We start from the raw sequence: 13,836 nt of genomic DNA on the forward strand, positions 1-13,836 counted from the left end.
CCCCCTTGTTCGGCGTAGGCGGATCCGTAGACTCAGGTGCGTACAGCAAGCGCTTCATGAGACCCGGGGGGGCCATGATCGACGTAGGGCTGTTTGACGACAGCGAAGTGTATCGAGCAGGTGTGGAAGCCCTGTTGACCAGGGAATCGGACATCAGAGTGTCCATGACCGGAGCGTTGCAGGACACCTGTTCCCCGGCCCGTCGCGGGGCACCGGATGTCCTGCTCCTCGGCTCCGACCGAGGCGCCGACCCGTTGCTCACGTCCCTGTCCCGGCTGCGCCGCCGGGGCTCCGCGCCCTTGCTGCTGCTCATCCCGGCGCACGACCATCTCTCACTGCACCGCCTCCTGCGCTCGGGAGTGCTCGGTATCGCCGAGCGGGACAGCGGCGCCCGATCACTGGCCCAGGCGATCCGGACCGTCACCTCGGGCGGCTGGTCACTGCCGGCGCCCTGGGCGCGGACCGTGGTCACCGGATTTCTGCGCAGCAATGAACAGCCGCACACCAACAGCGCGTTGCGGCAGGTGCAGGAGAAACTGACACCACGTCAGCAGGAAGTGCTGACGCTCGTCGGCAAAGGTCTGACAAATCCGGAGATAGCGAAAGCGCTCGCTGTCGGGCCCGCCACCGTGAAGGACCATGTGCAGACCATCCTCGACCGGCTCGGCACCCCGAACCGGACCCTCGCGGCACGCCTGGCCTGGGAGGCGCAGCTCCTGAACTGAGCGGGGAGAAAAAGGAGGTGGCCCCCGCGCGCCGAAGGGCACCGGGGGCCACGTCCCACGAGTTCCGCGAGGGAGCGGGGGCTACTTCAGGGCGCCCGCCGTCAGACCGGCCTGCACCTGGCGCTGGAAGACGAAGTACACGATCAGCACCGGCAGCATCGCGATCATCATGCCGGCCATCAGCGCGCCCCAGTCGTTCTCGTAGCCCTGTTGCAGCGCGATCATCGCCAGGCCCTGGGTCAGGACGTACTTGTCCTCCTGCTGGTTGAGCACCATCGGCAACAGGTACTGGTTCCACTGCCCCAGGAAGTTGAAGATACCGATGCTGATCAGGCCGGGCTTGGCCATCGGCAGCATCACCTGGAAGAAGGTCCGCGCGTGCGAGGCCCCGTCGATCGCGGCGGCTTCCGCGATCGACGTGGGCAGTGTTCGGAAGAACGCGGTCATGAAGAAGATCGTGAACGGCAGCGAATAGGCGATGTAGACCAGGATCAGACCTTGGTACGTCGCCAGGAGCGAGGTCCCCGGGAAGTCCCGCAGGACGAAGAAGAGCGGGATGACCAGCATGAACACCGGGAAGGACATACCGGCGACGAACAAGTAGTAGATCAGCCGGTTGCCCGGGAACTCGAAGCGGGCCAGCACATAGGCGGCCATCGAGCCGAGCACCATGGTCCCGATCACCGAACCGCCCACCACGATCACGGTGTTGATGAAGTAGGTCCCCATGTTGGCGTCTTCCCACGCCTTGGACCAGTTCTCCCAGTGGAAGGTCGTCGGCAGGCCCCAGGGGTCCGTGAGGATCGCGTTGGTGTCCTTGAAGGAACTCCAGAGCACCCACAGCAGGGGCACGCCGACCATCAGGGCCCAGACGACGAGCATGCCGTGCGAGAAGACGTTCAGCACACCGCCCTCGGACGAGCGGCCGTCCGTCGGGCCGAACTTCTTGGTGATCCGGGGACGTTCCGCGCCGCCCGCGCCTTCCGTGCCGCGCCCGTCGTTCCCGCCGTCCCCGTCGTCCTTGGAGACCGTGTCGATTTCGGTTGCCATCCGCCCGTACCCCTAGAACTCGATCCGCTCACGCCGCGCGAAACGCATCGTGAGTACTGCGAAGGCCATGGTGACGATCAGCATCGCGATGCCCATGGCGGATGCGTATCCGAACTGGCTGTCGCGGAAGGCCGTCTGATAGAGCCTCAGCGGCATGACGTCCGTCGCGCCGTCGGGTCCGCCGTTGTTCACCGACATGATCTGGACGAGGGCGAACGCGTCCAGGGCGATGATGCCCATGTACACCCAGCCGGTCTGCACCGTGTCCCACAGCAGCGGGAGGGTGATCCGGAAGAAGGTGTGGAAGCGGTTGGCCCCGTCGAGCAGGGCCGCCTCGTAGATCTCGCGGGGAATCGACGCCATGGCCGCCGAGAACAGCACGACATAGAAGCCGACGTTCGCCCAGACCATGACCGCGCTGATGCAGAGGAGCGCGATGCTCTTCTCGCCGAGCCAGGCGTTCTGCAAGCTGTCCAGACCGACGGCGCCGAGCAGGGAGTTGAGCATGCCGTCGTTCGGGTCCGGGTTGTAGATGTTGAACCAGATCACGGCGATGATCGTGATCGAGATGACCTGCGGGAAGAAGTAGACGAAGCGGTAGAACTTGGAGCCGGTCACGCCCGTGACCACTTCGTTCTTCTTGCGCTTGCCGCCGACATTCAGCATGAAGGCGAAGAACAGGCCGAGGCCGAGCGTGATCACCGGAATGGCGAGCAGCATATAGATGTTGTGCCGCAGCGCGTTCCAGAAGTCGGCGCTCTCCCAGAGCCGCTGGAAGTTGTCCAGTCCGACGAACTTGGCCGTGCCGACCAGGCCGGACCAGTCGGTCATCGAGATCTGGAACGCCTGCACGAAAGGCGAGATCACGAAGACCGCGTAAAGAATCAAAGGCAGGGCCAGGAAGCCCACAATGAATCGGTATTTCCCGTGCCGCATGACTTCCCGGCCTTCCCCTTGTGTGCTCTGTTGCCGAACGGACGGATCAGGCGGTGCGCTTGAACTTCGTGACGGAGTCGTCCTTGGCCACGTCGTCGGCGTACGCCTGCGCCTTCTTGATCCAGTCGGCGGCCTTGAGGTCACCGGTGAGCAGCTGACCGGTCAGGCCGCCGATCTTCTCGTCGGTGAGAGCCGGGTACCACTCCTGGAGCTGGAGGCTGATCAGGTTGGTGCCGGCGTCCTTGAACACCTTGCTCGCGGAGGCGAGGCCCGGGGACAGGGTCATGCCCTCGGTGGCGTCCATGACACAGGTCAGCGACTTCACCTTGGTGGCGAAGTTCTGCGCGTGCTTCTTGGAGAGCATGATCCGCAGCAGCTCCATGCCGCCCTCGGGGTTCTTGCCCTTGCTGGCGACGATGTACGGCTCGCTGGGCTCGGCGCGCAGGGTGCCCTGCGGGAGCTTGTCCGACGTGCCGCCGTCGAAGAGCGCGCCGACCGCCATGGCGAAGTCCTTCGGCGTGGTCGGGGCGGACTCGTTCTCGACCCAGGAGCCGTTCGGGATGAAGACGGCCTTGCCCTTGTTCCAGGAGGTCTGCGACTGGATGTGGGTCAGGCCCTGGCTGCCTTCGAGGAAGTACTTCTTGGCGGCCAGCTCCTCGTAGTGCTCGACGACCTGCTTGACGGCGTCGTTGCTCGTCCAGGCGTTGGGCTCCAGGTTGTCGATCGCGATCCAGCTCTCCATGCCGCCGATCTTGGCGATCTGGGCGAACAGGTTGAAGTGGACGTAGTACGGGTATTTGCCCGCGTACGTCCAGGGCGCGATGCCCTTCTTCTTGATCTCGCCGCAGAGCTTGACCATGTCGTCGAGCGTCTTGGGGTAGGTCCACCCGTTGTCGTCGAGGGTCTTCTGCGAGTACCAGGTGCCGTAGATCGTGAAGGCGTAGTACAGCACGTCGAAGACGTCGCCGTGCTTGCCCTTCTCGATCGTGCTGGGGTGGATGACGTCACTGATCTTCTTGGCGGCGTCGTCCATGGAGGGCGCGGCGAGCAGCGCGGCGAGGTCCTGGAGCTGGCCCTGGGTGGACAGCTTGTTCATGTCCAAGTGGTCGGCGCCGGAGTTGTCGATGACGTCCGGCGGGGTGCCGCCGGCGAACCTCGGGGTCAGCTTGGGGCCGACCGCCTGGGTGCCGGTGTGCTTGACGGTGACGCCGTACGTCTTGTTGTAGTCGGCCTCGGCGTCCTTCGCGTACTGGTCGCCCAGACCGCCCTTGAAGATGAACGCCTCCAGCGCGGCGCCCTTCTTGACCCCCAGGGGGTTCTTGGCGGAGGTCTCACCCTTGGGCTTGTCGGTCTCCTTGGTGTCGTCGCCGCCACCACCGGTGGCACAGGCGGACAGGAAACCCATCGTGGGCACGGCGATCAGGCCGAGCGCGGCGGAGCGCTTGATCAGATCGCGACGGCCGACGCCCTCGTGGTTGTTCTGGGCGGAAGTGGATCCCATGCTCAAGTCCTCTCTTCTCCAGGACTCAGGCGGTGAACCGGATCCTCCCCGGCACCGCGGTGATATGAAGCTGGGGTCGTGCTGCAAGTACCGGGAACGCCTGGAATATACGGAGTTGATGCCCCCTGACACCGTGGTCCGTCTCCCCATCCCCCCGGGGCGTCCGCCGGTTGGGAACCGGTGCGGACGCGACAGGTATAGTCCACTTGACGGGCCATGGGCAAGATCGAATGCAGGTTAGGTCGGCAGTCTTTCCCTAGTTGAGACCTCGCGGATATATGAGCCGGAGGCGAGTTCGGCGAGCCCTTCTACGGTGTCCGAAAACAACTCCGAATGCGTGGTCGTACCACCCTCCCGCGTCATACACCACGGACATCACGCACAACACCCTTGACACGGTAGAGCACTTGCCGCACTACTGTTCCTTGCGCAGTGGAATTGACAACGTTGTCTGGTTCCGGAGGAGGGGCAGAGAGATGCGGCGCAGATCTCGGCACAGACTAGGTTCGACCGCCGTCCTGGGGACGGCGGCCTTCGCGCTCGTGGTCGCGGGGCAGGGCGCCGCGGTGGCGACGGGGGGCCAAGCGGCCAAGCCCGACAAGGAGTTCGGCTCGTCGTTCGAGTCCGGTGACCCGGCTCCCGACTGGCTCAGCACGGTGGAGACCGGACCCACGGGCGAGAAACGGACATCGGGCGTGGACGGCGGCTACAGCGCCGGCATCCCGGGGAACGTCACGGACCATGTCACCGATGTCCGGGCGAGTGGGGAGAATTCGGGCTCCGGTGAGGTCAAGGAGAACCTGATCGACGGTGAGCCCAGCTCCAAGTGGCTCACCTTCGCCCCCACCGGCTGGGTCGAGTTCGACCTGGACCAGCCGGTCACCGCGGTCAAGTACGCGATGACGTCGGCGAACGACTTCCCGAACCGTGACCCGAAGGACTGGACCCTTCAGGGTTCGGCCGACGGCAAGGAGTGGAAGACCCTCGACACCCGGTCCGGGGAGACGTTCAGCGGTCGTTTCCAGACGAAGATCTACGATTTCGCGGCGCCGGAGAGCTTCGCGCACTTCCGCCTCGACATCACGAAGAACAACGGCGCGTCGGACGCGACCCAGCTCGCGGATGTCCAGTTCGCGACGGCCGACGCCGGCGACCCGACGCCGAAGGACATGCTGTCCCTGGTCGACCGGGGCCCCAGCGGCTCCCCCACCGCCAAGGCGGGCGCGGGCTTCACCGGGAAGCGGGCGCTGCGGTACGCGGGCTCGCACAAGGCGGACGGCCGGGCGTACTCGTACAACAAGGTCTTCGATGTGAACGTCGGGGTCGGGCGGGACACCGAGCTGTCGTACCGGGTCTTCCCGTCGATGGCCGAGGGCGATCTGGACTACGACGCGACGAACGTGTCCATGGACCTCGCCTTCACCGACGGCACCTATCTGAGTGACCTCGGCGCCCTGGACGCGCATGGCTTCAAGCTCACTCCGCAGGGGCAGGGCGCGGCCAAGACGCTCTACGTCAACCAGTGGAACAACGTCGTCTCGCGGATCGGCTCGGTCGCGGCCGGCAAGACGGTCGACCGGATCCTGGTGGCGTACGACTCGCCGAAGGGCCCGGCGAAGTTCCGCGGCTGGATCGACGATGTGGCGCTGAAGGTCGCGAAGCCCGAGAAGCCGAAGGCGCATCTGTCGGACTACGCGTCGACGATCCGCGGCACCAACTCCAGCGGCGGCTTCTCGCGCGGCAACACCTTCCCGGCGACGGCGGTCCCGCACGGCTTCAACTTCTGGACGCCGGTGACCAACGCGGGCTCCCTGAGCTGGCTGTACGACTACGCGCGCGGGAACAACGCGGACAATCTGCCCACACTCCAGGCGTTCAGCGCGAGCCATGAGCCGAGCCCCTGGATGGGTGACCGGCAGACGTTCCAGATGATGCCGTCGCTCGCCGCCGGCACCCCGGACGCGTCCCGCACCGCGCGGGCGCTGCCCTTCCGGCACGAGAACGAGACGGCGCGCCCGCACTACTACGGCGTGACCTTCGAGAACGGCCTCAAGACGGAGATGACGCCGACGGATCACGCGGCGATGTTCCGGTTCACCTATCCCGGTGACGACGCGAGCGTGATATTCGACAACGTCTCCGAGAAGGCCGGACTCACAATGGACGCCGACAACGGTGTCGTGACCGGCTACTCGGACGTGAAGTCCGGTCTGTCGACGGGCGCGACCCGCCTGTTCGTGTACGGCGTCTTCGACACTGCGGTGACCGACGGCGGCAAGCTGAAGAGCGACGCTGGCGGCGATGTGGCCGGCTATCTGCGCTTCAAGCCGGGCAAGGACCGCACGGTGTCGCTGCGCCTGGCGACCTCGCTGATCAGCGTGGACCAGGCGAAGGACAATCTGCGCCAGGAGATCCCGTCGGGCTCGTCCTTCGACAAGGTCCGCTCGAAGGCCCAGCAGCAGTGGGACAAGGTCCTGGGCCGCGTCGAGGTCGAGGGCGCCACACCGGACCAGCTGACGACGCTGTACTCCAGCCTGTACCGGCTGTACCTGTACCCCAACTCGGGCTTCGAGAAGGTGGGTTCGAAGTACCAGTACGCGTCGCCGTTCTCGCCGCAGCCGAACCCGGACACGCCGACGCACACCGGCGCGAAGATCGTCGACGGCAAGCCGTACGTCAACAACGGCTTCTGGGACACGTATCGCACGACCTGGCCCGCCTACTCTTTCCTGACGCCCAATCAGGCCGGTGAGCTGGTCGACGGGTTCGTGCAGCAGTACAAGGACGGCGGCTGGACCTCACGCTGGTCCTCGCCCGGGTACGCGGATCTGATGACGGGCACCTCGTCGGACGTGGCGTTCGCCGACGCGTACGTCAAGGGCGTCGACTTCGACGCGGAGGCGGCGTACGACGCGGCCCTGAAGAACGCGACCGTCGTGCCGCCGTCCTCGGGCGTGGGCCGCAAGGGCATGGCCACCTCACCGTTCCTCGGCTACACCAGCACGGACACCCACGAGGGTCTGTCCTGGGCGCTGGAGGGCTATGTCAACGACTACGGCATCGCGGAGATGGGGCAGGCCCTCTACAAGAAGACCGGCAAGAAGCGGTACAAGGAGGAGTCGGAGTACTTCCTCAACCGGGCGCGTGACTACGTCAACCTCTTCGACGACCAGGCCGGCTTCTTCCAGGGCCGCGACGCCAAGGGCGACTGGCGGGTCGATTCGGCGAAGTACGACCCGCGCGTGTGGGGGTACGACTACACCGAGACGAACGGCTGGGGGTACGCCTTCACCGCGCCGCAGGACTCGCGGGGTCTGGCGAATCTGTACGGCGGCCGGAGCGGGCTCGCGAAGAAGCTCGACACCTACTTCGCGACGCCGGAGACGGCCGGGTTCCCCGGTTCCTACGGCGGGGTCATCCATGAGATGACGGAGGCCAGGGACGTCCGGATGGGCCAGTACGGGCACTCCAACCAGGTCGCCCACCATGTGACGTACATGTACGACGCGGCGGGTCAGCCCTGGAAGGCGCAGGAGAAGGTCCGTGAGGTCCTCTCGCGGCTCTACACCGGCAGCGAGATCGGGCAGGGCTACCACGGCGACGAGGACAACGGCGAGCAGTCGGCCTGGTTCCTGTTCTCGGCGCTGGGCTTCTACCCGCTGGTGATGGGCAGTGGCGAGTACGCGGTCGGGTCGCCGCTGTTCACCAAGGCCACCGTCCATATGGACAACGGCCGCGATCTGGTGGTCAAGGCGCCCCGCAACAGCGGCAAGAACATCTATGTGCAGGGCCTGAAGGTCAACGGCAAGGCGTGGAACTCGACGGCGCTGCCGCACGAGAAGATCGCGCGCGGCGGTGTGCTGGAGTTCTCGATGGGCTCGAAGCCGTCGTCGTGGGGCACCGGCAAGAACGCGGCGCCGTCGTCGGTGACGCAGGACGACAAGGTGCCCACGCCGCGCACGGACGCGCTGAAGGGTGCGGGCGCGCTGTTCGACAACACCTCGGCGACGAACGCGACCGTGGCCTCCGTCGACCTGCCGGTGGCGGGCGACACCCGGGCCGTGCAGTACACGCTGACCTCGGCGGACCGGACGAAGGCCCCGAAGGGCTGGGTCCTCCAGGGCTCCGCGGACGGTACGACGTGGCAGGACCTGGACAAGCGCTCGGGCGAGTCCTTCGCCTGGGACAAGCAGACCCGGGTCTTCTCGGTCGGCTCGTCCACGGCGTACGCGCACTACAGGCTGGTGTTCGACACGGAGTCGACGCTCGCGGAGGTGGAGCTGCTGTCCTGACCCCCTAACGCTCCTCGCTGAGCAGCCTCGCCACCATCGCCTCGACCAGTTGGTCGGGGCGATGGTGCGTGAGCATGCCGGGCAGGGTCAGCTCGTCCAGGAGGAGGCCGAGCATCGCGAGGTAGAGCAGCACGATGCCGGTACGGTCGCCGGGCAGCCCCGCGTCGAGGTGGAAGGCGATGTTGGCGTCGAGTTCGGCGCCGAAGAAGCGGCTCAGCTCCTCGTGGAGTTCGGGCCGCCGGGTCGCTTCGAGCCGCAGTTCCATCATGGCGAGATGGCTGCTGCGGTCCGCGTGCATCCGGCCGACGAGCTGGTGCAGCAGCGTGACGACGAGTTCCCGGGACGGTTCGGCGGTCATCGTGGCGCCGAGTGCGGCCGGGTCGGGGGTGAGCCGTTCCCTGACCCGCCCCAGGACCTGCCCGAGCAGGTCGGCGCGGTCCGAGAAATAGTTGGACGCGGTGCCCGTCGGCACGCCGGCCTCCCGGTCGAGGGCGCGCAGGGTGAGCCCTCGGGAGCCTTCGCGGGCGAGGACTTCGATGGCGGCGTCGAGCAGGGCGGTGCGCCGCGCGGGGTTCTGTCGCATGCCGTGTCCTTACGGGAGCAGAGGGCCGCACCCCTGGCGTTCAGGGGTACGGCCCTCAGATGCGGTCTGCGATCCGCGCTCGGTACCGCCTACTTGCGGATGAGCGAGCGCAGGACGTACTGCATGATGCCACCGTTGCGGTAGTAGTCCGCCTCACCGGGGGTGTCGATCCGGACGACCGCGTCGAACTCGACGCCCGTGTTCGTGGTGACCTTGACGGTGCGGGGCGTGGTGCCGTTGTTCAGCTCGGTGACACCGGTGAAGGAGAAGGTCTCCTCGCCGGTGAGGCCCAGCGCCTCGGCGGTCGCGCCCTCGGGGAACTGGAGCGGCAGGACGCCCATGCCGATGAGGTTCGAGCGGTGGATGCGCTCGTACGACTCGGCGATGACGGCCTTGACGCCGAGCAGCGCGGTGCCCTTGGCGGCCCAGTCGCGGGACGAGCCGGAACCGTACTCCTTGCCCGCGAGGACGACGAGCGGGATGTCTTGCTCGATGTAGTTGCGCGAGGCGTCGTAGATGAACGCCACGGGCGCGTCGTCCTGCGTGAAGTCCCGCGTGTACCCGCCTTCCGTCCCCGGCGCGATCTGGTTGCGCAGACGGATGTTGGCGAAGGTGCCGCGGATCATGACCTCGTGGTTGCCGCGGCGCGAGCCGTAGCTGTTGAAGTCACGGCGCTGCACGCTGTGCTCCGTGAGGTACTGGCCGGCCGGGGTGTCGGCCTTGATGGCGCCGGCCGGGGAGATGTGGTCGGTGGTGACCGAGTCGCCCAGCTTGGCCAGGACGCGGGCGCCGGAGATGTCGGAGACCGGGGTGGTCTCCATCGTCATGCCCTCGAAGTACGGGGGCTTGCGGACGTACGTCGACTCGGCGTCCCACTCGAAGGTGTTGCCGGTCGGGATCGGCAGCGCCTGCCACTGGGCGTCGCCCGCGAAGACGTCCTGGTAGGACTTGTTGAACATGTCCTCGCCGATGGCGTTGGCGACGACGTCGTTGACCTCGGCCTCGGTGGGCCAGATGTCCTGGAGGTAGACCGGCTTGCCCTCGGTGTCGATGCCGAGTGCGTCGCGCGTGATGTCGACCTTCATGGAGCCGGCGAGGGCGTAGGCGACGACGAGCGGCGGGGACGCCAGGTAGTTCATCTTGACGTCGGGGTTGATCCGGCCCTCGAAGTTGCGGTTGCCGGAGAGCACCGAGGTGACGGCGAGGTCGTGCTCGTTGACGGCCTTGGAGACCTCTTCCGGCAGCGGTCCCGAGTTGCCGATGCAGGTGGTGCAGCCGTAGCCGACGAGGTTGAAGCCGACCTTGTCGAGGTAGGGCGTGAGCCCGGCCTTGTCGAAGTAGTCGGTGACGACCTTGGAGCCCGGGGCGAGCGTGGTCTTGACCCACGGCTTGCGGGTGAGGCCCTTCTCGACCGCCTTCTTGGCCACCAGCGCGGCGGCGACCATGACATACGGGTTCGAGGTGTTGGTGCAGGAGGTGATCGCGGCGACGGTGACGGCGCCGTGGTCGATCTCGTACGTCGAACCGTCGGGGGCCGTGACGGTGGTCGGGTTCGACGGGACGCCGTTGGCGGAGGCCGGGGCGTCGGACGCCGGGAAGGACTCCTTGCCGGCCTCCTCGTCGTCGTTGACGTAATTGCGGACGTCCTGCGCGAACTGCTGGGAAGCGTTGGCCAGGACAATGCGGTCCTGCGGGCGCTTGGGACCGGCGATCGACGGGACGACCGTGGAGAGGTCCAGCTCCAGCTTCTCGGAGAAGTCGGGCTCGGCGGCCGGGTCGAGCCAGAGGCCCTGCTCCTTGGCGTACGCCTCGACCAGCGCGAGCTGCTGCGCGCTGCGCCCGGTCAGCTTCAGGTACTTGATGGTCTCGGCGTCGATCGGGAAGATCGCGGCGGTGGAGCCGAACTCCGGCGACATGTTGCCGATGGTGGCGCGGTTGGCGAGCGAGGTCGCGGCGACACCCTCGCCGTAGAACTCCACGAACTTGCCGACGACACCGTGCTTGCGGAGCATCTCGGTGATGGTCAGCACCAGGTCGGTGGCGGTGGTGCCGGGGGTCAGCTCACCGGTCAGCTTGAAGCCGACGACGCGCGGGATGAGCATCGACACGGGCTGGCCGAGCATCGCGGCCTCGGCCTCGATACCGCCGACGCCCCAGCCGAGGACGCCGAGACCGTTGACCATGGTGGTGTGCGAGTCGGTGCCGACGAGGGTGTCGGGGTACGCCTGACCGTTACGGACCATGACCGTACGGGCCAGGTGCTCGATGTTGACCTGGTGGACGATGCCGGTGCCGGGCGGGACGACCTTGAACTCGTCGAACGCGGTCTGGCCCCAGCGCAGGAACTGGTACCGCTCGCGGTTGCGGCCGTACTCCAGCTCGACGTTCTGCGCGAAGGCGTCGTTCGTGCCGAACTTGTCGGCGATGACGGAGTGGTCGATGACCAGCTCGGCCGGGGCCAGCGGGTTGATCTTCGCCGGGTCGCCGCCGAGTTCCCTGACGGCCTCACGCATCGTCGCGAGGTCCACGACACAGGGCACACCGGTGAAGTCCTGCATGATCACGCGGGCCGGCGTGAACTGGATCTCCTGGCTGGGCTGCGCCTGGGAGTCCCAGCCGCCGAGCGCCCGGATGTGGTCGGCGGTGATGTTCGCGCCGTCCTCGGTGCGGAGCAGGTTCTCCAGGAGCACCTTGAGGCTGTAGGGAAGGCGCGCGGAGCCCTCGACCTTGTCCAGCCTGAAGATCTCGTACGACTCGTCGCCCACGCGCAGCGTGCTGCGGGCGTCGAAGCTGTTCGCCGACACGACAGTCTCCTTCATATATGTGCGCGTTCCACCACATCCTCCCGCCACGTCACGTTGCCGATCTGCTGAGGTAAGGCTAAGTTAGGTAACCCTTACCGCCAGATCGGCGACGCCGTGCGGCCGTGGTGCGCCTCGGCAGATATCTCGATGTCGAGATAACTCTAGTACATCGCGCCGCCCGGGTCATGTCCGGGCGGCCACGGGGTATGCGCCGACGGTGTCGGGGTGCGGCCCGAGGCGCGCCCGCGGCCCGGCCGCCACCCGGACGGCCCGGTTCGAGTTGACGCCGACGGTGCGTCGACGGATCGTCAGAACGCACCCCGTTGGGCGCATATGCCTCACCCGGACGCCACTCCCAACTCGAACCTCATCTCATATGTGAGATAACCTGCGACTCATGGCAGACGACTACCTCGTACGCATCGGCAAGCTCATCCGTGACGCCCGACAGCATCGTGGCTGGACCCAGTCACAATTGGCCGAGGCGCTCGGCACCAGTCAGAGTGCGGTGAACCGGATCGAGCGCGGCAACCAGAACATCAGCCTTGAGATGATTGCCCGCATCGGGGAAGCCCTGGACAGCGAGATCGTGTCCCTGGGCTATGCCGGGCCGATGCACCTCCGAGTCGTGGGCGGTCGCCGCCTCTCCGGCTCCATCGACGTCAAGACGAGCAAGAACGCCTGTGTGGCGCTGCTGTGCGCCACCCTCCTCAACAAGGGCCGTACGGTACTGCGGCGCGTCGCACGTATCGAGGAGGTCTACCGCCTCCTGGAGGTGCTGGGCTCCATCGGCGTCCGCACCCGCTGGATCAACGACGGCGTGGACCTGGAGATCGTGCCGCCGGCCGAGTTGGACATGGCGGCCATCGATGCGGAGGCCGCCCGGCGTACCCGCTCGATCATCATGTTCCTCGGCCCGCTGCTGCACCGCATGGACCAGTTCAAGCTGCCCTACGCGGGCGGTTGCGACCTCGGCACCCGCACCATCGAGCCGCACATGATCGCGCTGCGCCGCTTCGGCCTCGACATCACCGCGACCGAGGGCCTCTACCACGCGCAGGTCTCCCCCGATGTGTCGCCCGGCCGCCCGATCGTACTGACCGAGCGCGGCGACACCGTGACCGAGAACGCGCTCCTGGCCGCCGCCCGCCACCACGGCGCCACCGTCATCCGCAACGCGTCGTCGAACTACATGGTCCAGGACCTCTGCTTCTTCCTGGAGGCACTCGGCGTCAAGGTCGACGGCATCGGCACCACCACGCTGACCGTGCACGGTGTGCCGACCATCGACGTCGACGTGGACTACTCGCCGTCCGAGGACCCGGTCGAGGCGATGAGCCTGCTGGCCGCGGCCGTCGTCACCGAGTCCGAACTGACCGTGAAGCGGGTGCCGATCGAGTTCCTGGAGATCGAGCTGGCGGTCCTGGAGGAGATGGGCCTCGACCACGACCGCTCCGCCGAGTACGTCGCCGACAACGGCCGCACCCGGCTGGTGGACCTCACCGTCCGGCCCTCCAAACTGGAGGCGCCCATCGACAAGGTCCACCCGATGCCGTTCCCCGGCCTGAACATCGACAATGTCCCGTTCTTCGCGGCCATCGCCGCGTCCGCGCAGGGCAAGACCCTGATCCACGACTGGGTCTACGACAACCGCGCCATCTATCTGACCGACCTCAACCGCCTCGGCGGACGCCTCCAGTTGCTCGACCCGCACCGGGTCCTGGTCGAGGGCCCGACACGCTGGCGCGCCGCCGAGATGATGTGCCCGCCCGCACTGCGTCCCGCCGTGGTCGTCCTCCTCGCGATGATGGCCGCCGAGGGCACGTCGGTGCTGCGCAACGTGTACGTCATCAACCGCGGCTACGAGGACCTGGCGGAACGCCTCAACTCGGTGGGCGCCCAGATCGAGACGTTCCGGGACATCTGACCGAAACCTTCCCGCACA

Annotated in this window: 8 protein-coding genes; 3 read left to right on the forward strand and 5 right to left on the reverse strand. The window is 66.8% G+C overall.

Annotated features, from left to right (window positions below):
• The first annotated feature begins 164 nt into the window (after positions 1 to 164).
• Complete coding sequence (locus ACFVT5_RS19035) at positions 165 to 725, forward strand: response regulator transcription factor (protein WP_389888687.1); 561 nt, start codon at positions 165 to 167, stop codon at positions 723 to 725.
• Positions 726 to 806: 81 nt separating this feature from the next.
• On the opposite strand, the gene ACFVT5_RS19040 is transcribed toward ACFVT5_RS19035, so the two are convergent.
• The 3 genes from ACFVT5_RS19040 to ngcE are packed head-to-tail and all read right to left on the reverse strand — an operon-like array spanning position 807 to position 4,212.
• The gene (locus ACFVT5_RS19040; RefSeq protein WP_389888690.1) at positions 807 to 1,775 is read right to left on the reverse strand and encodes a carbohydrate ABC transporter permease; all 969 of its coding nucleotides are present in this window, start codon (positions 1,773 to 1,775) and stop codon (positions 807 to 809) included.
• 12 nt (positions 1,776 to 1,787) lie between these two features.
• Positions 1,788 to 2,711 carry a carbohydrate ABC transporter permease gene (locus ACFVT5_RS19045; RefSeq protein ID WP_389888693.1) on the reverse strand — a complete coding sequence of 308 codons (924 nt, stop codon included), beginning with the start codon at positions 2,709 to 2,711 and terminating at the stop codon, positions 1,788 to 1,790.
• Between the two features lie 46 nt (positions 2,712 to 2,757).
• Complete coding sequence (gene ngcE, locus ACFVT5_RS19050; protein ID WP_389888696.1) at positions 2,758 to 4,212, reverse strand: N-acetylglucosamine/diacetylchitobiose ABC transporter substrate-binding protein; 1,455 nt, start codon at positions 4,210 to 4,212, stop codon at positions 2,758 to 2,760.
• Between the two features lie 476 nt (positions 4,213 to 4,688).
• On the opposite strand from ngcE, the gene ACFVT5_RS19055 reads away from it, so the two are divergent.
• Positions 4,689 to 8,504 (forward strand): GH92 family glycosyl hydrolase, encoded by a 3,816-nt coding sequence (locus ACFVT5_RS19055; RefSeq protein WP_389888699.1) that lies wholly within the window; start codon positions 4,689 to 4,691, stop codon positions 8,502 to 8,504.
• A 4-nt stretch (positions 8,505 to 8,508) separates the two neighbouring features.
• Here ACFVT5_RS19055 and ACFVT5_RS19060 read toward each other — a convergent pair whose 3' ends face one another.
• Together ACFVT5_RS19060 and acnA are read right to left on the reverse strand one after the other, a co-directional pair.
• Complete coding sequence (locus tag ACFVT5_RS19060) at positions 8,509 to 9,087, reverse strand: TetR/AcrR family transcriptional regulator (protein WP_389888702.1); 579 nt, start codon at positions 9,085 to 9,087, stop codon at positions 8,509 to 8,511.
• Between the two features lie 89 nt (positions 9,088 to 9,176).
• Positions 9,177 to 11,891 carry an aconitate hydratase AcnA gene (gene acnA, locus ACFVT5_RS19065; RefSeq protein ID WP_389888705.1) on the reverse strand — a complete coding sequence of 905 codons (2,715 nt, stop codon included), beginning with the start codon at positions 11,889 to 11,891 and terminating at the stop codon, positions 9,177 to 9,179.
• 397 nt (positions 11,892 to 12,288) lie between these two features.
• On the opposite strand from acnA, the gene ACFVT5_RS19070 reads away from it, so the two are divergent.
• A complete protein-coding gene (locus ACFVT5_RS19070; protein ID WP_389888708.1) occupies positions 12,289 to 13,818 on the forward strand; it encodes a helix-turn-helix domain-containing protein in 1,530 nt (509 codons plus the stop codon).
• The last annotated feature ends 18 nt before the right edge of the window (positions 13,819 to 13,836 follow it).

The organism is Streptomyces sp. NPDC058001, assembly GCF_042886315.1.
In the GTDB taxonomy this organism is placed as follows: Bacteria; Actinomycetota; Actinomycetes; order Streptomycetales; family Streptomycetaceae; genus Streptomyces.